The 25,734-nt window shown below is 70.5% G+C and carries 19 protein-coding genes, 1 tRNA gene, 1 pseudogene and 1 riboswitch; of the genes and pseudogenes, 7 read left to right on the plus strand and 14 right to left on the minus strand.

Annotated features, from left to right (window positions below):
* Positions 1–56: 56 nt before the first annotated feature.
* Positions 57–3,641 (minus strand): transcription-repair coupling factor, encoded by a 3,585-nt coding sequence (gene mfd, locus R4I43_RS01785; protein WP_324263695.1) that lies wholly within the window; start codon positions 3,639–3,641, stop codon positions 57–59.
* Between the two features lie 151 nt (positions 3,642–3,792).
* Here mfd and R4I43_RS01790 point away from each other — a divergent pair, with 151 nt between their 5' ends.
* Positions 3,793–4,941, plus strand: a complete 1,149-nt coding sequence (locus R4I43_RS01790) for a PQQ-dependent sugar dehydrogenase (protein WP_324263696.1) — start codon at positions 3,793–3,795, stop codon at positions 4,939–4,941.
* A gap of 25 nt (positions 4,942–4,966) precedes the next feature.
* On the opposite strand, the gene R4I43_RS01795 is transcribed toward R4I43_RS01790, so the two are convergent.
* Both R4I43_RS01795 and R4I43_RS01800 read right to left on the minus strand, forming a co-directional pair.
* The gene (locus R4I43_RS01795) at positions 4,967–5,560 is read right to left on the minus strand and encodes a TetR/AcrR family transcriptional regulator (RefSeq protein WP_324263860.1); all 594 of its coding nucleotides are present in this window, start codon (positions 5,558–5,560) and stop codon (positions 4,967–4,969) included.
* A 181-nt stretch (positions 5,561–5,741) separates the two neighbouring features.
* Complete coding sequence (locus R4I43_RS01800) at positions 5,742–6,710, minus strand: acyl-CoA desaturase (RefSeq protein ID WP_324263697.1); 969 nt, start codon at positions 6,708–6,710, stop codon at positions 5,742–5,744.
* A 505-nt stretch (positions 6,711–7,215) separates the two neighbouring features.
* Between R4I43_RS01800 and R4I43_RS01805 the strand changes: the two genes are divergently transcribed.
* From R4I43_RS01805 to R4I43_RS01820, 4 genes are all read left to right on the plus strand, one after another.
* Positions 7,216–7,286 (plus strand) — tRNA-Gln (locus tag R4I43_RS01805).
* Positions 7,287–7,351: 65 nt separating this feature from the next.
* Positions 7,352–9,127 carry a GGDEF domain-containing protein gene (locus tag R4I43_RS01810; RefSeq protein ID WP_407691177.1) on the plus strand — a complete coding sequence of 592 codons (1,776 nt, stop codon included), beginning with the start codon at positions 7,352–7,354 and terminating at the stop codon, positions 9,125–9,127.
* Positions 9,128–9,364: 237 nt separating this feature from the next.
* The gene (gene glmU, locus R4I43_RS01815) at positions 9,365–10,891 is read left to right on the plus strand and encodes a bifunctional UDP-N-acetylglucosamine diphosphorylase/glucosamine-1-phosphate N-acetyltransferase GlmU (protein ID WP_324263699.1); all 1,527 of its coding nucleotides are present in this window, start codon (positions 9,365–9,367) and stop codon (positions 10,889–10,891) included.
* 11 nt (positions 10,892–10,902) lie between these two features.
* Positions 10,903–11,874 (plus strand): ribose-phosphate diphosphokinase, encoded by a 972-nt coding sequence (locus R4I43_RS01820; protein WP_324263700.1) that lies wholly within the window; start codon positions 10,903–10,905, stop codon positions 11,872–11,874.
* Positions 11,875–12,025: 151 nt separating this feature from the next.
* On the opposite strand, the gene R4I43_RS01825 is transcribed toward R4I43_RS01820, so the two are convergent.
* Positions 12,026–12,631, minus strand: a complete 606-nt coding sequence (locus R4I43_RS01825) for a malonic semialdehyde reductase (RefSeq protein WP_324263701.1) — start codon at positions 12,629–12,631, stop codon at positions 12,026–12,028.
* Between the two features lie 371 nt (positions 12,632–13,002).
* Here R4I43_RS01825 and R4I43_RS01830 point away from each other — a divergent pair, with 371 nt between their 5' ends.
* Together R4I43_RS01830 and pth are read left to right on the plus strand one after the other, a co-directional pair.
* Positions 13,003–13,617: a 50S ribosomal protein L25/general stress protein Ctc gene (locus tag R4I43_RS01830; RefSeq protein ID WP_324263702.1), complete on the plus strand. Its 615-nt coding sequence runs from the start codon at positions 13,003–13,005 to the stop codon at positions 13,615–13,617.
* 85 nt (positions 13,618–13,702) lie between these two features.
* Positions 13,703–14,278 (plus strand): aminoacyl-tRNA hydrolase, encoded by a 576-nt coding sequence (pth, locus tag R4I43_RS01835; protein ID WP_324263703.1) that lies wholly within the window; start codon positions 13,703–13,705, stop codon positions 14,276–14,278.
* Positions 14,279–14,340: 62 nt separating this feature from the next.
* On the opposite strand, the gene R4I43_RS01840 is transcribed toward pth, so the two are convergent.
* The 10 genes and pseudogenes from R4I43_RS01840 to R4I43_RS01885 form a co-directional block, all read right to left on the minus strand.
* Complete coding sequence (locus R4I43_RS01840; protein WP_324263704.1) at positions 14,341–15,996, minus strand: fatty acyl-AMP ligase; 1,656 nt, start codon at positions 15,994–15,996, stop codon at positions 14,341–14,343.
* A gap of 57 nt (positions 15,997–16,053) precedes the next feature.
* Positions 16,054–17,832 (minus strand): ABC-F family ATP-binding cassette domain-containing protein, encoded by a 1,779-nt coding sequence (locus tag R4I43_RS01845; protein ID WP_324263705.1) that lies wholly within the window; start codon positions 17,830–17,832, stop codon positions 16,054–16,056.
* Between the two features lie 19 nt (positions 17,833–17,851).
* The gene (locus R4I43_RS01850; RefSeq protein WP_324263861.1) at positions 17,852–18,808 is read right to left on the minus strand and encodes a 4-(cytidine 5'-diphospho)-2-C-methyl-D-erythritol kinase; all 957 of its coding nucleotides are present in this window, start codon (positions 18,806–18,808) and stop codon (positions 17,852–17,854) included.
* 296 nt (positions 18,809–19,104) lie between these two features.
* Positions 19,105–19,911 carry a MetQ/NlpA family ABC transporter substrate-binding protein gene (locus R4I43_RS01855; RefSeq protein ID WP_324263706.1) on the minus strand — a complete coding sequence of 269 codons (807 nt, stop codon included), beginning with the start codon at positions 19,909–19,911 and terminating at the stop codon, positions 19,105–19,107.
* Positions 19,912–20,014: 103 nt separating this feature from the next.
* Positions 20,015–20,698, minus strand: coding sequence for a methionine ABC transporter permease (locus tag R4I43_RS01860; protein WP_324263707.1), 684 nt, complete (start codon positions 20,696–20,698; stop codon positions 20,015–20,017).
* Entirely contained in the window at positions 20,695–21,717 is a 1,023-nt protein-coding gene (locus R4I43_RS01865; RefSeq protein ID WP_324263708.1) for a methionine ABC transporter ATP-binding protein, read from the minus strand. The genes R4I43_RS01860 and R4I43_RS01865 overlap by 4 nt, the downstream gene beginning before the upstream one ends.
* A gap of 92 nt (positions 21,718–21,809) precedes the next feature.
* Complete coding sequence (locus tag R4I43_RS01870) at positions 21,810–21,953, minus strand: hypothetical protein (protein ID WP_324263709.1); 144 nt, start codon at positions 21,951–21,953, stop codon at positions 21,810–21,812.
* A 4-nt stretch (positions 21,954–21,957) separates the two neighbouring features.
* A riboswitch (SAM riboswitch) is annotated at positions 21,958–22,047 on the minus strand.
* Positions 22,048–22,221: 174 nt separating this feature from the next.
* Positions 22,222–23,091 (minus strand): 16S rRNA (adenine(1518)-N(6)/adenine(1519)-N(6))-dimethyltransferase RsmA, encoded by an 870-nt coding sequence (gene rsmA, locus R4I43_RS01875; RefSeq protein ID WP_324263710.1) that lies wholly within the window; start codon positions 23,089–23,091, stop codon positions 22,222–22,224.
* A 104-nt stretch (positions 23,092–23,195) separates the two neighbouring features.
* Complete coding sequence (locus tag R4I43_RS01880; protein WP_324263711.1) at positions 23,196–24,692, minus strand: transglycosylase family protein; 1,497 nt, start codon at positions 24,690–24,692, stop codon at positions 23,196–23,198.
* Positions 24,693–25,313: 621 nt separating this feature from the next.
* A pseudogene (locus R4I43_RS01885) lies at positions 25,314–25,565 on the minus strand (transglycosylase family protein); the annotation flags it as partial.
* Positions 25,566–25,734 lie beyond the last annotated feature (169 nt).

The raw sequence follows: 25,734 nt of genomic DNA on the forward strand, positions 1-25,734 counted from the left end.
AAGTCACCCTCAGATGAAGGGACAACACTGTCCGAAGTCGACATCTCGCCAGCCGGTCAGGCCGGGACCGGGTTGGCGGTGAGGGTTTCGAGGAAGGTGGCGCACCACTCGAGCAGCGCCTCGTCGCGGAGCTGGGGCGCGCCCATGCGGCCACCCGCAGCACCCTCGGTGGGGCGCGGCAGGGAGACCGTGCGCAGCGCCGGCTTGTAGACGGCCTTCGGGTGCAGGCGCTTGAGCCGGACCTGCTTGGAGTCCGGGAGCTCCAGCGGGGCGAAGCGCAGCGAGCTCCCCTGCAGCGTCACCTCGCGGACCCCGTGCTCGCGGCACACCTGGCGGAACCGGGCGACCTTGAGCAGCCGCTCCACCGGCTCCGGCAGCGGCCCGTAGCGGTCGGTGAGCTCGGCGCGCACCGCCTCCAGGTCGTCGGGGTCGGCCGCGGCGGCCAGCTTCCGGTAGGCCTCCAGGCGCAGCCGCTCGCCGGGCACGTAGTCGTGCGGGATGTGCGCGTCGATCGGCAGGTCCACCCGCACGTCGGTGAGCTCCTCCTCGCCCTCGGCGGGCTCGGCGCCGGCGTGCTTGCGGAACGCGTCGACGGCCTCCCCCACCAGCCGCACGTACAGGTCGAAGCCGACACCGGCGATGTGCCCGGACTGCTCGGCGCCGAGGATGTTGCCCGCGCCCCGGATCTCCAGGTCCTTCATCGCCACCGCCATGCCGGCGCCCAGCTCGGAGTTCTGCGCGATGGTGGCCAGCCGGTCGTGCGCGGTGTCGGTCAGCGGCTTCTCCGGCGGGTACAGGAAGTACGCGTAGCCGCGCTCCCGCGCCCGGCCGACGCGCCCGCGCAGCTGGTGGAGCTGGGCGAGGCCGAGCATGTCCGAGCGGTCCACGATCAGCGTGTTGGCGTTGGAGATGTCCAGGCCGGTCTCGACGATCGTGGTGCACACCAGCACGTCGTGCTCGCGCTCCCAGAAGCCCTGGATGATCTTCTCCAGCCGCTCCTCGTTCATCTGCCCGTGCGCGGTGACGATCCGCGCCTCCGGGACAAGCTCGCGCAGCTGGCGGGCCGCCTTCTCGATGTCGCTGACCCGGTTGTGCACGAAGAACACCTGGCCGTCGCGCAGCAGCTCGCGCCGGATCGCCGCGCCCACCTGCTTCGGGTCGTAGGCGCCGACGTAGGTCAGCACCGGGTGCCGCTCCTCCGGCGGGGTCAGGATGGTCGACATCTCGCGGATGCCGGCCATGCTCATCTCCAGCGTGCGCGGGATCGGCGTGGCCGACATGGTCAGCACGTCGACGTGCGTGCGCAGCGCCTTGATGTGCTCCTTGTGCTCGACGCCGAAGCGCTGCTCCTCGTCGACGATCACCAGGCCGAGGTCCTTGTAGCGGAGCCCGGTCTGCAGCAGCCGGTGCGTGCCGATGACGATGTCGACCTCGCCGTCGGCCAAGCCCTTGATCGTCTGCTCGGACTCCATCGGGTCGGTGAACCGGGACAGGCCCTTGACGGTCACCGGGAACGAGCGCATCCGGTCGGCGAAGGTGTTGAGGTGCTGCTGCGCGAGCAGCGTGGTGGGCACCAGCACGGCGACCTGCTTGCCGTCCTGCACGGCCTTGAACGCCGCGCGCACCGCGATCTCGGTCTTGCCGTAGCCGACGTCGCCGCAGATCACCCGGTCCATCGGCACCGAGCGCTGCATGTCGGACTTGACCTCGTCGATCGCGGCGAGCTGGTCACCGGTCTCGGTGTAGGGGAAGGCGTCCTCCAGCTCGCGCTGCCACGGCGTGTCGCCGCCGAAGGCGTGGCCGGGCGAGGACTGGCGGGCGGCGTAGAGCTGCACGAGCTCGGCGGCGATCTCCTTGACCGCCTTGCGCGCCTTGGCCTTGGTGTTCTTCCAGTCCGAGCCGCCGAGCCTGTTCAGCGTCGGCGTCTCGCCACCCACGTAGCGGGTGATCTCGTCGAGCTGGTCGGTCGGCACGAACAGCCGGTCTCCGGGCTGGCCGCGCTTGCTGGAGGCGTACTCCAGCACCAGGTACTCGCGGGTGGCGCCACCGACGGTGCGCTGCACCATCTCGACGTACTTGCCGATGCCGTGCTGGTCGTGCACCACGAAGTCGCCGGTCTTGAGCGCCAGCGGGTCCACGGCGTTGCGGCGCCGCGAGGGCATCCGGCGCATGTCCTTGGTGGACGTGCCGTGCCTGCCGCCGGTCAGATCGGCTTCGGTGAGCACGACCAACGCGATCTCCGGTGCGGCGAAGCCGTCCTCGAGACCGCCGCGCACGACCGTGACCACACCGGTCGCGGGTTCCTCGGCGAGACCGTCCTCGGCCAGCGAGGCCGGCAGTTCGGCTTCGCGCAGCTGCTGCACGGCGCGCTGCGCGGTACCGGCACCGGCCACCACCAGCACCGCCGCACCGCCCGAGGCGGTGTGTGCGCGCAGGTCGGCGTAGGCGCGCTCGATCTCGCCCCGGTAGGCCTCGGGCTGCTTGAGGGTCAGCCGGACGACCTCCTCGTCCTCGCCCTCCTCGCTGGTCAGCTGGGTCAGCGGCCACCAGGGCAGGCCGACGGCGCGGGTGTGCTCGGCGACCTCGGCGAGGCTGCGGTACGCCGAGGCGCCCAGGTCGATCGGGGCCTTGCCGCCGTCGGCGGCGACCATCCAGGACGCTTCGAGGAACTCCTGGCCGGTGCGCACCAGGTCGGCGGCGCGGGCGTGGATCTTCTCCGGATCCGCCGGGATCACGTGCGTCCCGTCCGGGACGAGGTCGCTGAGTAGCTGCATCTCGCCCTCGCACAGCGCCGGGATGAGGGCCTCCATGCCCTCCACCGGCGCGCCACCGGCGATCTTGTCCAGCATCTCCGCCAGGTGCGAGTCGGCCTGGTGCTGCTCGGCGAGCTTGCTCGCGCGCTCGGCGACCTGCTCGGTGATCAGCAGTTCGCGGCAGGCCGGCGCGGTCAGGTCGGTGTCGGTGGCCTCCGGCAGCGAGCGCTGGTCGGCGACCGAGAACGGGCGGATCTCGGTGACCTCGTCGCCCCAGAACTCCACCCGCAGCGGGTGCTCCTCGGTGGGCGGGAAGACGTCGACGATGCCGCCGCGCACGGCGAACTCGCCGCGCTTCTCCACCATGTCGACCCGCTCGTAGGCCAACCCGGCCAGGTGCTCGACGGTCTCCTGGAAGTCGACCTCGTCGCCCACCGACAACCGCACCGGGCGGAGCTCGCCGAGGCCGGGGGCGATCGGCTGGATGAGGCTGCGGACCGTGGTGACCAGCACCCGGATCTGCCCGCTCGGGTGCTCGTCGGGGTGGGCGAGCCTGCGCAGCACCGACAGCCTGCGGCCGACGGTGTCGGCGCGCGGCGACAGGCGCTCGTGCGGCAGCGTCTCCCAGGACGGGAAGACCTCGACGCCGTCCGGGCCGAGCAGGTCGGCGGTCGCGGCGGCGGCCTCCTCGGCTTCCCGGCCGGTGGCGGTGACCAGCAGCACCGGGCGGTCGGCGCCCGCGGCGAGCGCGGCGGCGGCCAGCGGGCGCGCCGCGGCCGGGCCCTCCACGACCAGGCGGGGGCTGTCCGCAGCGTCGATCAGGCGCCGCAGCGCGGGATCGCGCAGCACGTTGTCGAGCAGTCCGCGCAGGGGACCGGCCTGGCTCATGGAGCAACCTCGCAGCGGGAAAGCGAATGCGGACACACCTCTGCCCCGGGGGAACGCGCCGGGAGAGGCGTCGAATCCACACTACGACGCCGGTATGACGGAAACACGACGCCCCGTGGGAGAGGGCGTGATCGGTGCCACACTGGGTGCCATGTCGGGCATCAGAACAGCCGCACTGGTCCTGTCCCTGGTCGCCACCGGGTGCGCGACGGCCCCGCCCTCGCCCGCCACCGCCGCCCCTCCGCAGCTGAAGGTCGAGACGGTCGCCTCCGGGCTCGAACACGCGTGGGACGTCGGGTTCCTGCCCGACGGCAGCTCCTTGATCAGCCAGCGGCCCGGCAGGTTCACGCTGGTCACCGGCGGTCAGACCCGCGAGGTGCAAGCCGATCTGGCCTCGGTGCACGCCGAAGGCGAGGGCGGGCTGATGGGGCTGCTCGTGCACCCGGACTTCGCGAACAACCGCTCGTTCATCACCTGCCAGACCCACCAGGAGGGCGGAAGCCCGGTCGACGTCCGGCTGGTGACCTGGCGGCTGGCCGAGGACGGCTCCCGCGCGGACCGCGTGGGCGACCTGCTCACCGGCCTGCCGATCAACTCCTCAGGCCGGCACTCCGGTTGCCGCCCGGAGCTCGGCGCCGACGGATCGCTGCTGGTCAGCACGGGCGACACCGCGCAGCCCGCGATCGCGCAGGACCGCACCTCGCTCGGCGGCAAGATCCTGCGGATGGACGTCGACACCGGCGACCCGCTGCCGGACAACCCGTTCATCGGATCGCCCGATCCGCGCGAGCGGCTGGTGTTCAGCTTCGGCCACCGCAACCCGCAGGGCGTGGCCCTCAACCCCGACGGCCGGGTGTTCCTCGCCGAGCACGGCCCCGACGTCGACGACGAGGTCAACGTCCTGCGGCCCGGCGGCAACTACGGCTGGGACCCCTCCCGGGGCGGCACCACCGACGAGTACGACGAGTCGGTCCCGATGACCGACCTCCAGCGCTTCCCCGACGCCGTCCCGGCCGCGTGGTCCTCGGGCCCGTCCACGGAGGCCGTCTGCGCCGCGGAGTTCCTCACCGGACCCCAGTGGGGCGAGCTGGACGGAACGCTGGCCGTGCCCGCCCTGAAGGGCAGCAAGCTCCTGCTCTTCAGCGCCAACCCCGACGGCACCCTCGCTCCCCCGACCATCCCGGCAGAGCTCGACGACACCCGCGGCCGGCTGCGAGCGGCCCGCCAGGGACCGGACGGCGCCCTCTACGTGACCACGTCGAACGGCACCGACGACGAGCTGCTCCGCATCACGCTCTGAACCGCGCGGGCAGCGGAACCGGAGGTCACCTGGTGGTGGGCTTGGGCTTGTGCTCCAGCCCGGACAGGCCGTTCCAGGCGAGGTTGACCAGGTGCGCGGCGACCTCTTCCTTCTTGGGCTTGCGCGCTTCCAGCCACCACTGGCCGGTCAGCGCCACCATGCCCACCAGTGCCTGGCTGTACAGCGGCGCGAGCTTCGCGTCGTAGCCGCGGGCGCTGAACTGCAGGCCGAGGATGTGCTCGACCTGGCTGGCGATGTCGTTGAGCAGGCTGGAGAACGTGCCGCTGCTGCTGGCCACCGGCGAGTCGCGGACCAGGACGCGGAAGCCGTCGGTGTTCTCGTCGATGTAGTCGACCAGCGCGTGCGCGGCCTGCTCCAGCAGCACCTTGGGGTGCCCGGCGTCCAGCGCGGAGACGATCAGGTCGAGCAGGTCGCGCATCTCGCGGTCGACCACGACCGCGTACACGCCTTCCTTGCCGCCGAAGTGCTCGTAGACCACCGGCTTGGAGACCCCGGCGCGGTGGGCGATCTCCTCGATGGAGGTGCCGTCGAAGCCCTTCTCCGCGAACAGCGCGCGAGCCACGTCCAGCAGTTGCTGCCGTCGTTCCTTGCCGGTCATCCGCGCGCGCGGCGTCCGAGCCGGAGCCCGCGTCGGCGCCGCCGGTTCGGGCGCGTTCCGCCCGCGTCTCCGTCCTGCCACTCGACCCACCCTAGGTGAGGGACCTGCACCCGAAGTGGAGGCCCGAGACGAAGAGGTGCCCGCGCGGCGATCCCCGCGCGGGCACCTCGGTTCGGAGCGGTCAGCCCTTGTAGTCGGTGACCGCGATGCGCGCGAGGCGCTTCTCGTTGGGCCAGCGCACCTTCCACGCCCAGCCGAGCTTCTCGAAGATCCAGATCGTCCGCGCCGAGATGTCCAGCTGGCCGCGCAGCACGCCGTGCCGAGCGCAGGTCGGGTCGGCGTGGTGCGAGTTGTGCCAAGACTCGCCGAAGGACAGGATCGCCAGCGGCCAGAAGTTCGCCGCCTTGTCGCGGCTCTTGAACGGCCGCTCACCGATCATGTGGCAGATCGAGTTCACCGACCACGTGATGTGGTGCAGGAACGACACGCGGACGAGCCCGGCCCAGAAGAACCCGGTGAGCGCGCCCCACCACGACCAGGTGAGGAGGCCACCGAGCAGCCCCGGCAGCAGGAGGCTGGCCGCCGTCCACACCGGGAACAGCTTGTTGGCCCAGACGATGTCGCGGTCCTTGAGCAGGTCCGGGGCGAACCGGTCCTCGTTGGTCATCTCGCGGCTGAACATCCAGCCCATGTGCGAGTGCCAGAAGCCCTTGGTCAGGGCCACGGCGGAGGTGCCGAACAGCCACGGCGAGTGCGGGTCGCCCTCGCGGTCGGAGAACGCGTGGTGCCGCCGGTGGTCGGCGACCCAGGTGATCACCGGACCCTGGACCGACATCATCCCCGCGATGGCCAGCGCGATCTTGACGCCGCGGTTGGCCTTGAAGGACCCGTGCGTGAAGTACCGGTGGAAGCCGACGGTCACGCCCAGGCCGCTGATCAGCCAGAACGCCACGGCCAGGGCGATGTCCACCGGGCCGATGCCCCAGCCCCACAAGACGGGGACGGAGGCCACCAGCGCGGCCATCGGGATCAGGAGGAATGCGTACACCAAGGACGACCGTCCGGCCGTCTGCGGCCCAGTGGTCAGAGGCTTCGGCCCGGTTTCAGCGCCGACGCCCGGAGCGGCGACGCGCTCGGTTGCTGCGGTCATGCTCAATACCTCGAATGGCGTTGGGGAGGTGGAAAACGGTTGTCAGCACCGGGTGGTCTCGGGTCCCGCAACACCTCCACCCTACGGGACCGTAACTTACGCTAGCGTAGGTTCTTCGATGCTAAATCGTCACCCCCCAGAAGAAAAAAGCGGCGTGTCGCTGCATTCCGGGCGCGTCTTCGGGTTTTGGGTTCACCCGATCGTTGGCACCTCGCGGTGCAACCGGACGGAGTTGATCTCCGTCCCCACGGTGTGCCTGCCCAGAACCAGCCGTGCGGGCTTCCCAGCCTCAGCCCCCGGTTACCCGCGACACCCCGTCCGCAACACCGGCAACCGCTCGCCCCGCCCTGCCGCCCGCGTCCCTCCCAGAACCCCCGCCGACGCCCCGAATCCGCTGGCCGCGTGACGATCTCGGCACGGTTCCACCCGGCGTTGTCACCGACCGGTAAGCTCACTCAACGGCGCCGGTGCGCAACGCCCGGTTCCGGGGGCCCGATGCGCCCGATCCGCCGTGGTGTAAAGGCAGCACCTCGGATTTTGGTTCCGATGGTCCAGGTTCGAATCCTGGCGGCGGAGCGAACAGCTCCCCCGGGCCCGACGCGGTGCGCGGCGACGCGCACCGCCCGGGCCGCCCGGGGGACATGGTGAACAGGGGGTGTGCGCCGCTGCGCGACGACACTGCCGCCGTGCGCGAAGATCCGGTGACCACGCTGGGCGAGGTGTCCGACGCGTGGCTGGTCGGTCGCGCCCGCGAACTCAACGCAGTCGGCCAGCACAGCGACCCGGCCGGCCAGTCCAGCACGATCCGCGAGGCCGACAACCTGCTCGCCGAGGCCCAGCGCCGGGGTGAACCGCGCATCGTCGCCCAGCTCCTCCGGCACTGCGCCGCCATGCGCCTGACCACCGCCGAACTGGTCGACAGCGCGGACGAACTGCTGGACGAGCTGCTCAGCCACACCAAGCGCCACGGGCTCGAAGTGCTGCAGGCCGACGCGCACGCGCTGCGCGGCCGCCGGGCGCTGCTGGTCGGCGCCGAGGACAACGCGCTGACCGAGGTCGCGCACGGCCTGGCGATGCTCGACGAGGAGCTGGCCCCCGACCGCACGCTCGGCCGCCGCTCCTGGGAACGGCTGCTGGCGACCTCCCTGATCGACATCGGCCTGGTGCTGACCCAGCTGGGCATCTACGAGATGGCCGACGAGGTGATGGCGCGAGCCCACCAGCGCATCCGCGAGAGCGGCGGCCCGCACGAGATCGCCGTGCACATGATCAACCGCTGCCGGATGCAGCTGGGCTGGGGCCTGCGGCTGGAACGCGTCGGGCTGCAGGACGAGGCCGCCAGCCAGTTCTCCACCGCCTCCGCGCTGGCCGTGGCCGTCGAGGGCCCGTGGCGGGAGTCGCTGTTCCCGCGCGTGTCCAACCGCACCGCCGCCGAGCAGATGCCGGTGCTGGGCGCCGCGCACGCGCTGGCCTCACCGTCGGCCGACCACATCACGCGGCTCGAGGAGATGCGCCACCTCGACCGCTCGATGCACCCGCGCGAGCAGATCATCATGGCGATCGCGCTGTCCCGCTGCCTGGTGCGCGGTGATCACCGCGACGACGCGGTCCGGGTGCTGTCGGAGACCCTGACCAGCCTCAACCACGACTCCTCCGAGCCGACCCTGCGGATCTCGCTGGCCCGGGAGTTCGCGCTGATCACCGAGCTGGCCCCGGACCGGCCGCGGGACGCGCTGCGCGACTACGCGCTGGAGCTGGAGACCGAGCTGTGGGCGATGCGCGAGGTCCGGGTGTCCACTTTGGCCACTCGCTTGGAGAACTCGCGGCTGAGCCACAAGCACGACGCCATCACCCGGCAGGCCCGCGAGGACCCGCTGACCGGGCTGTCCAACCGGCGCGCGCTCGACGACCGGCTGGAAACCCTGCTCGGCGCCCCGGAAGTGCAGCCGCTGGCGGTCGCGCTGGTCGACCTGGACGGCTTCAAGGGCGTCAACGACCGCTGCTCGCACGCCGAGGGCGACGACGTGCTGCGCACGGTCGCGCGCAACCTGCGCGACACGCTGCGAACGGACGATTTCGTCGCCCGGTACGGCGGTGACGAGTTCGTGGTCCTGCTGCCGGGCGCCACGCTGACCGCGGCCGAGCAGGCGCTCCACCGGACGGTGGAGGCCATCGACGGCCTGCCGCCGGAGCTGTCCCGGGGTGTGACGTTGTCGATCGGCGTGGTCGCGATGCGCCCGCAGGAGTCCGCCGCGCAGGTCCTGGCCCGCGCGGATGCCGCGATGTACCAGGCGAAGCGCAACGGCGGGAACCGCGTCACCGCACTCTCCGGAGTCAACGACCCCGCCGAGCTTCCCCCGGTCGAGCGGCCTTCCGAGATCGATCAAGCTGTCTGGATCCCGCCGGACGCGCGCTGAGACGACCGGGCAGCGGCGCTGGCGAAGATCACATTGCCCCAGCTAGGGGGCCCTTTCCTCCGCCACCGTCCGGCCGAACGGCGGTACCATCGCAGCTGCCGCCGGAAGGGCAGGGGCGCCGGAGGTCGGTGGCGACCGGTCCGGTTACCCTTCACCCGCTTGGACGCAACAGGCACGTCGGTCGGCGCCGAGAGCACACCTCGGCAGGCCGCTTCTAGAGATCAAGGGAGAGCGCTGATGCTCCAGGGCGACAACGCCCAGCCCTCCTCTCAGCGCGCTGCTGCGCACCCGGAACCGGTCAGCACCGTGGTGCTGGCGGCCGGAGAGGGCACCAGGATGCGATCGGCGACACCGAAGGTGCTGCACCGGCTGGCCGGGCGCCCCCTCGTCGAACACGCCGTCCGCGCCGCCGCCGGAGTCGATCCGGACCAGCTCGTCGTCGTGCTCGGGCACGGCCGCGAGGCCGTCGCCGAGCACCTGAGCTCGGTCTCCGATTCGCTCGACCGCCCGGTCACCACCGCCGTCCAGGAGGAGCAGCTGGGCACCGGCCACGCCGTGTCCTGCGGCTTGTCCGAGCTGCCCGACGGGCTCACCGGAACGGTGCTGGTCAGCTACGGCGACGTGCCGCTGCTCGACGCCGAGACGCTGCGCGCGATGCTCGACGAGCACGCCGGTTCCGGCAACGCCGTCACCGTGCTCACCGCGGTCGTCGACGACCCGACCGGCTACGGCCGGATCACCCGCGACGCCGACGGCCAGGTCACCGGCATCGTCGAGCAGAAGGACGCCACGCCCGAGCAGGCGGCGATCACCGAGATCAACTCCGGGGTCTACGCCTTCGACGCCGAGGTGCTCACCGGCGCGCTCAAGCGGCTGTCCACCGACAACGCCCAGGGCGAGCTCTACCTGACCGACGTGCTGTCCATCGCGCGCGGCGACGGGCGCAGCGTCGGCACCCTGATCTGCTCGGACCCGTGGCTGGTCGAGGGCGTCAACGACCGGGTGCAGCTGTCCCGGCTCGGCGCCGAGCTCAACCGCCGGCTAGTCACCCGCTGGATGCGCGAGGGCGTCACCGTCATCGACCCCTCCACGGTGTGGCTGGACTGCGACGTGACGCTGGCCCGCGACGTGACGCTGGAGCCGGGCGTGCAGCTGCGCGCGGGCACCACCGTCGGCGAGGGCGCCACCGTCGGCCCGGACACCACGCTGACCAGCTGCACGATCCACCCCGGCGCGTCGGTGGTGCGCACCCACGGCGAGGGCGCGGAGATCGGCCCGAACGCCAGCGTCGGCCCCTTCGCCTTCCTGCGTCCCGGCACCTCGCTGGGCGCGAAGGGCAAGATCGGCACCTTCGTCGAGACCAAGAACGCCGAGATCGGCGACGGCACCAAGGTGCCGCACCTGAGCTACGTGGGCGACGCGACGATCGGCGAGAAGTCCAACATCGGCGCCGCCACCGTCTTCGTCAACTACGACGGTGTGAAGAAGCACCACACGAAGATCGGATCACACTCCCGGACCGGCGCCGACAACATGTTCGTCGCACCGGTGGAGGTCGGTGACGGTGCCTACACCGCCGCCGGCTCGGTGATCACCCAGGATGTCCCCCCGGGCGCGATGGCGGTAGCCCGCGGGAGGCAACGAAACATCGATGGCTGGGTGGCCAAGCGCCGCCCGGGCACCGCCGCCGACCAGGCCGCACAGCGGGCTTTGGGCAATGAACCGACCGATGACGCAGAGACGTCGAACGGGGAGGGACGATGACCGTGAGTGCCATGTCTGCGACCCCGAAGAAGAGCCTGAAGCTCTTCTCCGGCCGCAGCCACCCGGAACTTGCCGAGGAGGTGGCCAAGCAGCTCGACGTGACGGTCACGCCCCAGGCCGCGTACCAGTTCGCCAACGGCGAGATCTTCGTGCGCTACGACGAGTCCGTTCGTGGCTGCGACGCCTTCGTGATCCAGTCGCACTGCACGCCGCTCAATGACGCGATCATGGAGCAGCTGATCATGGTGGACGCGCTCAAGCGCGCCAGCGCCAAGCGCATCACCGTGGTCATCCCGTTCTACGGCTACGCCCGTCAGGACAAGAAGCACAAGGGCCGCGAGCCGATCTCGGCGCGGCTGATGGCGGACCTGTTCAAGACCGCCGGCGCCGACCGGATCATGGTCGTGGACCTGCACACCGACCAGATCCAGGGCTTCTTCGACGGTCCGGTGGACCACCTGATGGCGCAGAAGCTGCTGGCCAGCTACATCAGCGATACCTACTCCGACCAGAACATCACCGTGGTGTCCCCGGACTCCGGTCGAGTGCGCGTCGCTGAGAAGTGGGCCGACGACCTGGGTGGCACGCCGCTGGCGTTCATCCACAAGACCCGCGACCCCAGCAAGCCCAACCAGGTGGTCGCCAACCGCGTCGTCGGTGACGTCGAGGGCCGACTGTGCGTGCTGGTCGACGACATGATCGACACCGGCGGCACGATCACCAAGGCCACCGAGCAGCTGCTCGCGGCCGGTGCCAGCGACGTCATCATCGCCTCCACCCACGCCGTGCTCTCGGGCCCGGCCGTGGAGCGGCTGTCGTCCTGCGGCGCCAAGGAGGTCGTGCTGACCAACACGCTCCCGATCCCGGAGGAGCGCCGGTTCGACAACCTCACGGTCCTGTCGATCGCCCCGCTGGTCGCCGAGGCGATCCACCAGGTCTTCGAGGACGGCTCGGTCACCAGCCTCTTCGACGGCCGCGCCTGACGAGCGGTCCCAGGTACTAGAACGGGCCCCGGTTCGCTGGAACCGGGGCCCGTTTCGTCGTCCCGAGGCACCGCCACCGCGGCGCTCGCGCGATTTCAATGGAACTCGCAACACCGATTTCCATTGAGATCGCGTCGACGCGGGGGACAGGTCAGAGGGTGGTGACGACCTCGTCGTAGGACAGCCGCGGGAGGCGTTCCATCCAGGGGTTCTCGCCCGGCTTGCCGATGTTGGCCACGACCAGCGTCTGCTGGTCTCCTTCGGGGAAGAACTCGGCGTTGATGCCGGCGGCGTCGAGGCCGGTCATCGGGCCGACGGCCAGGCCGGCGGCGCGGACGCCGAGGAAGAAGTAGCCGGCCTGCAGCGTCGCGTTCAGCTTCGCGTTCTGCTCCCGGAAACCGGGGTCGGCGAAGATGTCCTTCGCCTCGGGCTTGTGCGGGAAGACCTTCGGCAGGTTCTCGTGGAACTCGGTGTCGGCCGCCAGGATCGCGACCAGCGGAGCCTGCTCGGTCTTGGCCCGGTTCCCCTCCATCAGGTGCGGCAGCAGGCGCTGCTTGGCCTCGGTCGAGCGCAGCAGCACGATCCGCAGCGGCTGCTGGTTCATCGAGGTCGGCGCCCACTTGATCAGCTCGTAGATCGCCTGGACCTGTTCGTCGGTGACCGGCTCGTCGCTGAAGGTGTTGGCGGTGCGGGCCTCGCGGAACAGCAGGTCCTGCGCCTCGGCGGCGAGCGCGAGCTCGGACTGGGTCGCGGTCATGGAGTCACTCCTGAGCGGTCGGGAAGGTCTCTCCCCAGCTGAACATTCGTGAACGTTCAAGGATTTCCGCGCTCGGCCGGGTGTAAGCGGAGTCACCGATCGGGAGCGGATCCACCCGTGCGAAAACGACTATGCAAGCACCGTTTAGACTGTTCGGGTTGCCTCGGCGAGGTCGGGACGTCCGCCCGGCGTGATCGGCGCGGTGGCACGGTGATGGTCGGTCGAGTTCTCCTCCGGCGCACTGATGTCGCGCACTCCTCTGGTGCCGCTTTTCCACCGGCGCCCGTCGATCACTCCCGCAAGCGCGCCCCACCGCCGCAGGCCAGCGAACAACTCACGTTCCGCCCGACGTCATCAAGGAGTGCACCACCGTGTCCGAGGTACGTATCGCAGTCGAGCAGCGCAACGAGTTCGGCAAGGGAGCGGCCCGCCGCACCCGTCGTGCCGGCAAGATCCCCGCGGTCCTCTACGGCCACGGCGCTGACCCGAAGCACCTGTCGCTGCCCAGCGTCGAGTTCGCCCGCGCCGTTCGCGAGAACGGCCACAACGCGGTGCTGACGCTGGAGGTCGCGGGTTCCGGCGACGAGCTCGCGCTGACCAAGACCATCACCGCCCACCCGATCAAGGGCTACATCGAGCACGTCGACCTGCTGCTGGTCAAGCGCGGCGAGAAGGTCACCGTCAACGTCCCGGTCGTGGTGACCGGTGACGCCGCCTCCGGCGCCCTGGTCAGCCAGGAGCTGACCGAGGTCGAGGTCGAGGCCGAGGCCCTGCACATCCCGGAGCAGATCGAGCTGTCGATCGAGGGAGCCGAGATCGGCACCCAGCTGCACGCCTCCGACCTGAAGCTGCCCAAGGGCACGACCCTGGTGTCCGACCCGGAGACCATGGTCGTCAACATCTCCGAGGCCTCGGCCTCGATGGAGGAGGAGTCGGCTTCCGAGGGCGAAGAGGCCGCCGAGGAAGAGGCTTCGGAAGAGGCCTGAGCCTGACGACGTCGGGCGCACCCGCGCCGCCGCCCAGCCGGGGGGCGGCGCGGGGCGTGCCTCGGCCAGAGGGAGACTTACTTCCGTGACCACTGCGGACGCGGTTTCTGTGATCGCCGGACTGGGCAACCCCGGTCCGCGCTACGAGGGGAACCGGCACAACATCGGCTTCCTCGTCGCCGACGAGCTCGCCGCGCGCATCGGCGGCAAGTTCAAGTCGCACAAGTCCGGTGCCGACGCCCTCGAAGGACGCCTCGGCGGTGCCCGATCTGTGCTGGTCAAGCCGCGTTCGTTCATGAACCTCTCCGGCGGCCCGGTCGCCGGGGCGGTGAAGTTCTTCAAGACCGCGCCCGAGTCGCTGATCGTCATCCACGACGAGCTGGACCTGCCCTACGGCACGATCCGGCTCAAGCAGGGCGGTGGCGAGAACGGCCACAACGGGCTGCGGTCCATCTCCAAGTCCCTCGGCACCCGCGACTACCTGCGGGTCCGCTTCGGCGTCGGCCGCCCGCCCGGCCGGATGGACCCCGCCGACTACGTGCTCAAGGACTTCTCGACGGTGGAGCGCAAGGAGCTCGCCTACTTCGTCGACCAGTGCGCCGACGCGGTGGAATCCCTGGTCACCAAGGGCCTCGAAGCGGCCCAGAACGAGTTCCACTGACTGCGGCCAGCGCCTCCCGGGCCGGGGACGGTTCTCGCCAGAACTGCCCGTGATCGACGTGGCTAGCGCGGCGGGACGAGGTCCGCGGTCGCCGCTCGGCGGAGCTTGCCCGAAGGCGTCTTCGGCAGCGCACCCGGAGGCAGCACCACGACCTCGGTCGGCCGGACGCCCACGGCGTCGACGATGCGCGAGACGACCTCCTTGCGCAGCGCCTTCTCCGCGTCCTCCACACCCGCCTGCTTGGACTCCAGCACGACCGCGAAGCGCTCGCGCCGGCTGCCCGCCTCCAGCCGGACCGCCGCCGCGTTGCCCGGCCGCACACCGGGCACCTCGCAGGCCGCGCGCTCGATGTCGACCGGGTAGATGTTGCGGCCACCCATGATGATCACGTCCTTGCGGCGCCCGCAGATCACCACCTGCCCGTCGGCCAGGTAGCCCTCGTCGCCGGTGTCGAGCCAGCCGTCGGCGTCCTGCACCTCCTGCGGCCCGTCCACCGTGAGGTAGCCGGGGGTCACGGCCTCGCCGCGAATCCGCAGCCGCCCGACCTGCCGGTCCGCGAGCTCCTCGCCCTGGTCGTCGACGACGTCGACCTCCAGGCCCGGCAGCGGGTGGCCCAGCAGCGCGAACCGGCGGGCCTGCGACGAGCCGGGATCGACCGGCTCCGCGACGTGCCGCTTCTCCAGCGCCTCGGCGTCGACCGAATCGGTCTCCACTCCCCTGCGCAGCGGCGCGAACGACACCGCGAGCGTCGCCTCGGCCATGCCGAACGCGCACACCATGCAGTCCTGGCGAAGCCCGAACCGCGCCCCGGCATCGGTGAACGCCTGCGCCGCGGCCGGGTCGATCGGTTCGGCGCCGTTGAGCGTGAACCGCAGGCTGGACAGGTCGAACTCCTCGTCGGTGCGCGCCATCCGGCGGCCGACGACCGCGTAGGCGAAGTTCGGCGCGGCGGTGACCGTCGCCCGGTGCTCGCTGATCAGCTTCGGCCACAGCAGCGGTGAGGCCAGGAAGTCCGCCGGGGTGACCTTGACCGTGGACATGCCGATGGCCATCGGCACGGTCAGGCAGCCGACCATCCCCATGTCGTGGAACAGCGGCAGCCAGGACACCGCCACGTCGCGCTCCGGGTCGAGCTCGGCGGCGGTCACCATCGCCCGCAGGTTCGCGTTCAGGTTGCGGTGGGTGATCCGGACGGCCTTCGGATCCGCGGTGGACCCGCTGGTCAGCTGCAGCAGCGCGGTCTCGTCCTCGCCGACCTCGACCGGACCGGGCAGCGGTTCGGCGTCGGTGGCCGCGAGCCCCGCGAGATCCCGGTAGGCGATGCCGTTCTCCTCCAGCACCCCGCCGAGCTGCTCGAACGGCGGGCCGAGCAGCACCAGCCGCGCGCCGATCATCCTCAGCACCTTGAGGGTGTCCTCGGCCCAGTGGCCGAGATCGGTGCGCGGAGTCGGCTGGTGCAGCATCGTCACGCTGCCGCCACCGAGCCACACCGCCTGCACCGCGGGCCCGATCAAGCCGGGATCGGCGGCCAGGATCGCGACCGCGGTACCGGGTCGGAGCTGATCGCCGAGCCCGCCGGCCATCCGCAGCGCCTCGGCGTGCACCTGCGCCCAAGTCCGGAACCGGGCCTCCTCGGGTTCCCCGGTGGTGAGGCCGCGAGCGCCCTCCCCGGAGTTCCGCCGAGCTGACGCCACCAAGGTCTCCACGAACCGACTCATGTGACGCAGCTTACGATCCCTGAAACCCCCGGGCACGCCTCAACGCTCGACCGGGGACTACCCGAGCTGGTCGGCGAGCTCCATCCAGCGGGTTTCGAGATCGTCCTTCTCCTGCTGGAGGGACTGCAGCTCGGCGTTGAGCTTCGCCAGCCGCTCGGGCTCGGTGGCCGCCTCGGCCAACTTCTCGTGCAGGTCCGACTCGCGCTTGGCGAGCTTGTCGAGCTGCCGCTCGAAGCGCGCCAGCTCCTTGCGGGCCGCGTGCTCCTCGGCTCCCGACAACCCCCGCGACTCGGGCGCGTCGGTCGCCTGCTTGCCGACGCTGCTCTCCGCCGCCAGCAGCGAGTGCCGCCGCTGCAGGTACTCGTCGATCCCGCCGGGCAGGTGGGTGAGCTTGCCGTCGCCGAACAGCGCGTGGACGCTGTCGCAGACCCGCTCGACCAGGTACCGGTCGTGCGAGACCACGATCATCGTGCCCGGCCAGGTGTCGAGCAGGTCCTCCAGCTGCTGCAGGGTGTCGATGTCCAGGTCGTTGGTCGGCTCGTCGAGGATCAGCACGTTCGGCTCTGCCATCAGCAGCCGCGCCAGCTGCAACCGGCGCCGCTCACCACCGGAGAGGTCGCCGACCGGCGTCCACTGCCGTCCCTTGCCGAACCCGAACCGCTCCCCCAGCTGCGAAGCCGACAGCTCGTACTTGCCGAGGGTGACCGTCTTGGCGACGTTCTCGATCGCCTCCAGCACCCGCCAGTTGCCCGGCAGGTCGTGCAGCTCCTGGGTCAGGTGCGCCATGCGCACCGTCTTGCCCTCGATCCGCTTGCCCGCGTCCGGCTCGCGCTCGCCCGCCAACAACTTGAGCAGCGTCGTCTTGCCGGACCCGTTGACGCCGACCAGACCGATCCGGTCGCCGGGGCCGATCCGCCACGTCACGTTCTCCAGCAGCGCCCGATCGCCGATCCGCAGGTCGACGTCCTCCAGCTCCAGCACGGTCTTGCCCAGCCGGCGCTTGGCGAAGGCCAGCAGCTCGACCGAGTCGCGCGGTTCCGGGACGTCGGAGATCAGCGCCTCGGCCGCCTCCACCCGGTAGCGCGGTTTGGAGGTGCGGGCCTTGGCGCCGCGCTGCAACCAGGCGAGCTCCTTGCGGGCCAGGTTCTGCCGCCGCTCCTCGGTGGCCTGCGCGATGCGGGCGCGCTCGGCGCGGGCGAAGATCCAGTCCGCGTAGCCGCCCTCGTACTGCTCGACCTTGCCGTCCACGACCTCCCAGGTGCGGTTGCACACGGTGTCGAGGAACCAGCGGTCGTGCGTGACGATCACCAGCGCGCACTTGCGCTCCAGCAGGTGATCGGCCAGCCAGCGCACGCCTTCGACGTCGAGGTGGTTGGTGGGCTCGTCGAGCACCAGCAGGTCGAGGTCGCGCACCAGCGCGGCGGCCAGCGCCACGCGGCGGCGCTCCCCGCCGGAGAAGTTCTTGACCGGGGTGTCCAGGCCGAGGCGGGTCATGCCCAGCCCGCCGAGCACCGAGCGCACCCGAGGGTCGGCGGCCCACTCGTGCTCGGCGGTGAAGCCGTGCGGGTCGAGGACGGCGTTGCGGACGGTGGCTTCCTCGGGCAGCTCGGTGCGCTGGGTGACCACGGCCATCCGCAGGTCGCGGGAGTGCGAGACCCGGCCGTCGTCGGGTTCGGCGATCCCGGCGAGGACCTCCAGCAACGTCGTCTTGCCGCCGCCGTTGAGGCCGACGACACCGATCCGCTCGCCTTCCGACACGCCGAGCGACGCACCGTCGAGCAGCGGGCGCACGCCGTAGGACTTGGTGACCGTTTCCAGGTTGACCAGGTTGACCATCGAGGGTTCGACTACTCCATCACGCGTGGACTTGGGGCGGGGTGGGGCGGTTGGCCGGCTCCTCGGAGACGACCTTCGCCCCCGGCACCGGACCGTGCGCGACCCGGACGGTGCGGCACACGCCCGCGCCGGAGAGCTCCGCGGCGACCCGGACCGCCTCGTCGGCGTCGGTGCAGAGGAAGGCGCAGGTCGGGCCGGATCCCGACACGATCCCGGCGAGCGCGCCCGCCTGGACACCGGCGCGCAGCGTGCGGCGCAGGCCAGGGCGCAGCGAGACCGCCGCGGACTGCAGGTCGTTGCCCAGCAGCAACGCGAGCTGCCGGGGATCACCGGAGGCCAGGGCCTCCAGCAGGGGTTCCACCTCACCGATCCGGCCGTTGCCGTTCTCCGCGCGGAGCCGGTCCAGCTCGCCGTAGACGCCGGGAGTGCTCAGACCCTCCTTGTCCAGCGCGATGACCCAGTGGAAGGTGTGCCGGGCCAGCACCGGGACGAGCCGCTCACCGCGACCGGTGCCCAGCGCGGTGCCGCCCTGCAGCGAGAACGGGACGTCGCTGCCGATCTTGGCGGCCAGTTCGCTGAGCTCGTCGCGGCCGAGTTCCAGCCGCCACAGGTGGTTGACCGCCTGCAGCGTGGCGGCGGCGTCGGCGCTACCGCCGGCCATGCCGCCGGCGACCGGGATGCCCTTGTTGATCGAGATACGCAGCCCCGGGTTCTCCGGGTCGCGGCCGCAGTGCTCGGCCAGCAGCCGCACGGCTTTCCAGGCGAGGTTCTCGGATCCGGTGGGCACCGAGTCCGCTCCCTCGCCCTTGACCTCGATGCCCGGCTCGTCCGCCGCCAGCACCGTGACGTCGTCGGTCAGCGACAGGGCCTGGAAGACGGTGACCAGCTCGTGGTAGCCGTCCGGGCGCGCGTCACCCACCGAGAGGTGGAGGTTCACCTTCGCCGGAACTCGGACGGTGATCGGTGTAGGAACCACGGAGAGCACACCAAGAGCCTACGTGGCCGAAGAACCTCACCGCCCACTTCCCTGCGCACAGCCTCACCCCGGCCACAAATCCCCCGGTGATCGACCACCGCAACCCACACCGGCCGGCCCCCGATCACTCCCGTGCTCAACACCCGGATTACGCCGGTATTCAGGACCCCGATTACCGCCGTAATCCGGACCCCGATTACCGCCGTAATCCGGTGCCTGATTACGGCGGTGTTCGGATGGGTGAATGCCGGGGTGGTCGTTTGACCGCCCCGGCATTCGTGTTCAGCACTCGGGCCTCAGGAGGCCGGGACGACGGCGACGCCGCCCCACTTCTGGTTGATGAAGTCCTTGACCTGCTGGCTGCGCAGGAGCTCCGCGAGCTTGAGCACCCGCGGGTCCTTGGCCAGGGCCGGGCTGGTGACCAGACCGTTGGCGTAGGGGTTGTTCTGCGCGTTCTCCACCAGCAGCGGGTTCGACAGCTTCGCCTTGATCGCGTAGTTGCCGTTGACCACCGCAGCGGCCGCGTCGTCGACCGAGCGCGGCAGCTGGTCCGGGGACAGGTCCTTGAGCTGGATGTTCTTCGGGTTCTCGGCGATGGCCGCCTCCAGCCGGGTGCCCACGGCCGCCTCCGGCTTGAGCTTGATCAGCCCGCCCTGCTCCAGCAGCTTCAGGCCGCGGAACTGGTTCGCCGGGTCGTTGGACAGCGTCACCGCGGCACCGGCCGGCAGCTCGGCCAGCGTCTTGGCCTGCTTGGAGTAGACGGCCAGCGGCTCCAGGTGCACCGGCTCGACCCAGGCGAACTCGCCGCCGCGCTGGCTGCGGTACTCCTCCAGGTACGGCACGTGCTGGAAGTAGTTCGCGTCCAGCTCGCCGTTGGCGACGGCCTCGTTCGGCCGGTTGTAGTCGTCGAATTTCTCGATCTCGATGTCGATCCCGGCCTGCTCGGCCAGGTTGTCGTCGACGTACTGCAGGATCTCGCCGTGCGGCGTCGGGCTGACCCCGATCTTCAGCGGCGCGTTGGGGTCCTCGGCGGCCGATCCACCACCGCAGGCGGCCAGCAGCACTCCGGCCGAAGCGAGCAGTGCGGCGAAGCGCAAACGCATGTCGTGCGTCCTTTCAACGAGCCTGTTCTCAGGCAGGCAGGGGTGGCGCACCGTCCTCGTGAGACGGGCGCGGGATGAGATTCCTCTTGCGAGGAGGGAGGTTTCAGCCGGCGGCGGTGCGCCGGCGATCGACGAGCTTCGCGGTGCGATCGGTGATCAGCTGCATCAGGAAGGCCAGCAGGCCCAGCACCACGACCGATCCGAAGAGGATCCGGTCGTCGTAGCCCTGGTAGCCGTCCTGGATCGCGGTGGTGCCCAGACCGCCGCCGCCGATGGCACCGGCCATCGCGGCGTAGCCGATCAGCGCCACCGCGGTGACGCCGACGGCTCCGACCAGCGCCGCCCGGGCCTCCCCGAGCAGCACCGTCCACACGATCCGCAACCTGCTGGAGCCGGTCGTGATCGCGGCCTCGACGACGGTGAACCCGACCTCGCGCAGCGCGTTCTGCGTCAGCCGCGCGAAGAACGGGATCGCGCCGATGGTCAGCGGCACGATCACCGCCGTGCTGCCGATCGAGGTCCCGATCAGCAGCCGGGTGAACGATGCCAGCACCACCAGCAGCACCACGAAGGGCACCGAGCGCACCACGTCCACGATCACGCCGAGCACCTTGTACAGCACCGGTTTCGGGTTCAGCCCGACCGGCGAGGTCAAGTGCAGCAGCACTCCCAGCGGCAATCCGCCGACCACGGCCAGCACTGTCGCCACCAGCACCATGTAAAGCGTTTGAAGCGTTGCCTCGCCCAGTAGTTCGCCGACCTCCGACCAGGGGGTCACATCAGTCACGCAGCAGCAACTCCGTCAACGCTTACCGGGGCGCGCCGGACGTGCGCGTCCCGCTCGATCATCCACTTCAGCGCCGCCTCGGAGCGCTCACCGGTCAGGCCGATCTTGAACTTGGCGACCGGGGTGTCGCCGAGGCGGGTCAGGCCGCCGCCCAGGATCGCCAGATCGACGGCGAACCGGTTGGAGGCCTCGGGGAGCAGCGCTCCCACGGCGGCGAAGCCGACCAGCACGATCTCGGCGACCACGTCGTGGCGGCCCGAGGTCGGGCGGAGCTGATCGGCCTGGTCCGTTTCGGGCAGCAGGGTGCCGCTGATCCTGCTGCCGGGTTCTGCGACGAGGTCCAGGACCTTGCCGTGCTCGACGACCTGGCCGTCTTCGAGCACCGCGACGTCGTCGGCGATCTTGCGCACCACCGCCATGTCGTGGGTGACCACCAGGACGGTGACGCCGAGCTCGGCCCGCGCGCGGTCCAGGACGGTCAGCACCGAGTCGGTGGTGGCCGGGTCCAGCGCGGAGGTCGGCTCGTCGGCCAGCAGCACCGAGGGCTTGGCGGCCAGCGCGCGGGCGACCGCGATGCGCTGGCGCTGACCACCGGAGAGCTGGTCGGGGTAGACCGACGCCTTGTCGGTCAGGCCCACCAGGTCGAGCAGCTCGCCCACGCGGTTGCGGCGCTGCGGCCCACCGATGCCGGCGGCCTCCAGCGGCAGCGCCACGTTGCCCGCGGCGGTGCGCTGGCGCAGCAGCGAGTCTCCCTGCGGGACGACGCCGATCTGCCTGCGCGCGGCGCGCAGCGCCTTCCCGTCCAGCGACACCAGGTCGGTGCCGTCGACCCGGATGGCACCGGCGTCGGGCTTCTCCAGCAGGGCGATGCACCGGGCCAGCGTCGACTTCCCCGCTCCGCTCGGGCCGACCACGCCGCACACCGAACCGGCGTTGACCTCCATCGACACGCCGTCGAGGGCGCGGACGGAACCGCCGTTGTGCTGGAAGGACTTGGTCAGGTTCTCAACTGAGATCACGATCTGCTCCACATCAGCTCGCGACGACCGCGCCCGCGCGCGGGCAGCGGCCATGGGGAACTTCTAAGGGAATGGAAGAGGGGAAGGCCGGGTCACATCTCGCGACGACAGGCGCAGGTCGTGCGCCGTCCGTGGTCGATGACCCGCCGCTGCGTGAGCAGTTCCCTGATGTGGCGTACCTCGAACCGGACATCGCCGGAGGCAGGCAGGTTCGCTAACCGCGCGTTGGAATCCACAGCTACTCCATCGATCCTGGCGTTAGCACCTGCCCGCGATGGGTGGTTGCTGCGGCGTCAACAAGCCAGGTCTCTCAGCCGCTCGGGATGGATTTCCCGAATAGTAGACCCCATCGACACGTCCGGACGCAAGCTGATAGCGGTCACTGACGGGAATCGTTTGCCAAATCACATACCGGGTGGAGCGGGAATTTTTCCGCAGACGGTGGTGTTTTGATCACCCTCGGTGACGTAGCTGCGCGTGTGCGCAAGCCGCCGGACGAGTGGTTCAGCTGGTCGACCCGGATGACGCGGCCTCCGCGATCCGGGCGAAATCGGCGATCCCGAGCTGCTCGCCGCGCGTCGTCGGATCGACGCCCGCCGCGCGCAGCAGCTCCTCAGCCCGAGCCGCCGAGCCGGCCCAGCCGGCCAGCGCGCCCCGCAAGACCTTGCGCCGCTGCGCGAACGCCGCGTCGACGACGCGGAAGACGTCCTCGCGGGCCGCGTTCGACGGCGGATCCACCCGGTGGAAGGACACGAGCCCGGAATCCACGTTGGGCACCGGCCAGAACACCTTGCGCGGCACCGGACCCGCGCGGCGCACGTCGGCGAACCACGCGGCCTTCGCGCTCGGCACCCCGTAAGTGCGGCTGCCGGGTTCGGCTGCCATCCGCTCGGCGACCTCGGACTGCACCATGACCAGCCCCTTGCACAAGGTCGGGAGCTCGGCCAGCAGGTGCAGCACCACGGGCACCGCGACGTTGTAGGGCAGGTTGGCGACCAGCGCGGTCGGCGGCTTCGCGAAGTCCTCCGCGCGCACCCGCAGCGCGTCGGCGGGCAGCACGGTCAGCCGGTCGGCGAGGCCGGGCGCGAACTCCTGCGCCGTCCGGGGCAGCCTGGCGGCCAGCACGGGGTCGATCTCCACGGCGACGACCTCGCCGGCCACCGGCATGATCGCCAACGTCAGCGAACCGAGCCCGGGACCGACCTCCAGCACGACGTCCTCGGCACCGACCTCGGCGACGGACACGATCCGGCGCACCGTGTTGGGGTCGTGCACGAAGTTCTGGCCGAGCTTCTTGGTCGGCTTGATGTCCAGCTCGGCGGCCAGCCGACGCACGTCGGCCGGGCCGAGCAGCGTCGCCTGCTGGTCGTCCACGGTGCAAGAACCTACCTGCGCCGCTCGCCCCGCGTCTCACCAGGGCGAACAACGCGAGAAGGGCGCCACCGCAACGGTGACGCCCTTCTGCGTGGAATTCGAGATCAGTCCAGGCCGAGCTTGGCCGAGCACGCCGGCCAGGCGCCGTAGCTGCCGCCCCGAGCGTCGCGGACCTTCTCCGCGACCGCGATCTGCTGCTCGCGGCTGGCCTGGTGCGGGTACGGGGCGTACTGGTCGCCGCCGTAGGCGTCCCAGGTGGACTTGTCGAACTGCAGCCCGCCGTAGTAGCCGTTGCCGCTGTTCATGGCCCAGTTGCCGGTGGCCTCGCACTGGACGAGCTTGTCCCAGACGTCGCTGTTCGGCGCGGCCTTGCCGCCGACGCGGACGACCTTCTCGACCGGCGCCTTGGTGACCTTCTCGTCGACGATCTCGCGGTCGGACTCCTCGCCGTTGAGCTTGGTGATCCGGGTGAACTGGATCTTCTCGCCGGCCTCGCCGGGAGACTCGACCCGCTCCTCGCCCTTGAACATCGAGTTGTCGACGATCTCGCGGACCGGCGGCGGAACCGGCACGGTCACGCTGATCACGGAGCTCTGCGTGCGGTCGATGCGCACCTCGGCGCCGGTGACCAGCTTCGCGTCGGAACCCGGGGTGACCTTGTCGTCCGGGCCGAGCTGGAGCTTCTGCTCCTTGACCAGCTCGTCGATGTTGGCGGCGGTGGTGCTCAGCTGCTTCGCCGCACCGCCACCGTCGATGAGGGTGATGTCCTTCTTGGTGCGGACCGACAGCTCCATGCCCTGCTCGGGCACCGGCATGTTGCGGTCGGCGTTGAGGACGGCGCCGTCGGCGTTGACGCCGAGCTGGCGCAGGGCCTGCTCGACGGTCACCGAGCGGACCCACTCCTCGCGGACCTCGCCGTCGACGTTGAGCTTGATCACCCGCCCGCGGTCGAGCGTGATGGTCTCGCCGTGGCCGACCTCGGCCTGCGGGGACGGGCTCAGCGCGTCGTGCGGGCCGACGCGGATGCCCTGGTCCTCCAGGACCTCCCCGACGGTGTTGTCGTAGGTGTTGACGGTGCGTTCCTGCCCGTCCACCTCGACCGTGACCGACTTGTCCATCGCGGCGGCGGCGCCGCCGGTACCGGTCAACGACAGCAGCACACCGGCCACGGCACCCTTGAGGAAGCGGCGCTTCCAGGCGGTCATGGCCTCGGTGGTGACCTGCTGCGGCGGGAGAGCGCCCGCCTCGCCCTCGGGCATCGCCTCGAGGAAGTCCATCGGCGGCAGGACGGTCGTCTCGGCGTTGATCAGCCGGATGACCTCGTCGACGTCGATCTCCGCGGTCGCGAGCATGTCCTCGGCGTCGGGGCCGAGCACGTCGTAGACGTCCTGCGGAGTGATCGAGAAGCCGGTCGGCGGGAAGCTCGGGTGCTCGTCGGACCACTGCGGGTCCGGGCGGTCGAGCAGGCCTACCGCGGTGTGCTGCTCGGTCGGCTGGACCGGGGTGAACCAGTCAGTAGCCGCGTCAAAGGAATCGGCCCAGTAGCCGTCGTTCCGCGGGGTCGCGAAACCGGCATGGCTGGGCTCGCCACGTCCGTTCACAGGGTCGTTACCTCCCGAAGGCGCAAAGTCGCACCCGCGACCGTCTGAACGTGAGATGCGTTGGGCGAGTTCATGTTCCTCGCACAACCCCTCTCGTCCCTCGCGTGCGCACAACCTTCGTGCTTCGTGTCTGTATCCGACTCCCGCAAGCCAATTGCCGCCTAGTCGGCAGCGAGCTCCTCGCGCTCACCGCCAACTTCCCCGACGTACACCGGCGAGACTAACGGGCGTTCCCCATGACTGGTTGTCATCGGTTACGGGGCCGAGACTCTACCGTGATCACAAGTGGGCGCCAAGCACCTGATTCGGACATGTGAGGCCGCTTACGCTTGAATGCCACGCAACCCAACACGGCCTGTAGTCAAGATCGGCAAAAATTAGGCCATTCGGGGGGCACCGACAGGATTCGTTAGCCACCCCTCGAACCGCATGCGTGACATATAACACGGCGCCGAGACCAGCGGGTCCATGATCAAACGAGGGCGCGGGCCAGCGGAAACGGCCCCGGCGCAGTGGTCCGGCCCGAGCGCTGCGCGCGCCCGGGCCGGACCTCCCCTCCCCTCGCACGAGGGAAACGCGTTCCCTCGCGACGATCATTCGCGGAATTGCGGCGATTTCACGTCATCGCGGCAGACCGAGCTTCCTCGAGCAAGCCGGCCAGGCGCTGTAACCACCGCGGTCGGCGCGCACCTTCTCGGCGATCTCGATCTGCTGCTCCCGCGAGGCGCGGTGCGGATAGCGGTTGTACCGCTCGCCTCCGTAGGAGGCCCAGGTGCTGCGGTTGAACTGCAAACCGCCGTAGTAACCGTTGCCCGTGTTGGCACGCCAGTTACCACCGGATTCGCACCGAGCGAGCCGGTCCCACACGGCGGCTCGATCGTCGGTCGGGGCTGCCGCGGCGTTCGGGGTCACCGCGAGCGTGGCGCCACCGCTGAGCGCGATGGCCACCGCCACAGTCCACTTGGTGAATCTATGGAACTCCAATGTGCATCCTCACAACCGATGGTTCCGGTCTGGAGGACCTCCGCCGGGACTTCCCGGC

Source organism: Saccharopolyspora mangrovi (assembly GCF_035320975.1).
GTDB classification, from domain to species: domain Bacteria; phylum Actinomycetota; class Actinomycetes; order Mycobacteriales; family Pseudonocardiaceae; genus Saccharopolyspora; species Saccharopolyspora mangrovi.

Bases quoted from the DNA above. Each gene is read 5' to 3' on its own strand.
- mfd (WP_324263695.1), bottom strand. From the start codon at position 3,641: ATGAGCCAGGCCGGTCCCCTGCGCGGACTGCTCGACAACGTGCTGCGC.
- R4I43_RS01790 (WP_324263696.1), top strand. From the start codon at position 3,793: ATGTCGGGCATCAGAACAGCCGCACTGGTCCTGTCCCTGGTCGCCACC.
- R4I43_RS01795 (WP_324263860.1), bottom strand. From the start codon at position 5,560: ATGACCGGCAAGGAACGACGGCAGCAACTGCTGGACGTGGCTCGCGCG.
- R4I43_RS01800 (WP_324263697.1), bottom strand. From the start codon at position 6,710: ATGACCGCAGCAACCGAGCGCGTCGCCGCTCCGGGCGTCGGCGCTGAA.
- R4I43_RS01810 (WP_407691177.1), top strand. From the start codon at position 7,352: ATGGTGAACAGGGGGTGTGCGCCGCTGCGCGACGACACTGCCGCCGTG.
- glmU (WP_324263699.1), top strand. From the start codon at position 9,365: ATGCTCCAGGGCGACAACGCCCAGCCCTCCTCTCAGCGCGCTGCTGCG.
- R4I43_RS01820 (WP_324263700.1), top strand. From the start codon at position 10,903: ATGTCTGCGACCCCGAAGAAGAGCCTGAAGCTCTTCTCCGGCCGCAGC.
- R4I43_RS01825 (WP_324263701.1), bottom strand. From the start codon at position 12,631: ATGACCGCGACCCAGTCCGAGCTCGCGCTCGCCGCCGAGGCGCAGGAC.
- R4I43_RS01840 (WP_324263704.1), bottom strand. From the start codon at position 15,996: ATGAGTCGGTTCGTGGAGACCTTGGTGGCGTCAGCTCGGCGGAACTCC.
- R4I43_RS01845 (WP_324263705.1), bottom strand. From the start codon at position 17,832: ATGGTCAACCTGGTCAACCTGGAAACGGTCACCAAGTCCTACGGCGTG.
- R4I43_RS01855 (WP_324263706.1), bottom strand. From the start codon at position 19,911: ATGCGTTTGCGCTTCGCCGCACTGCTCGCTTCGGCCGGAGTGCTGCTG.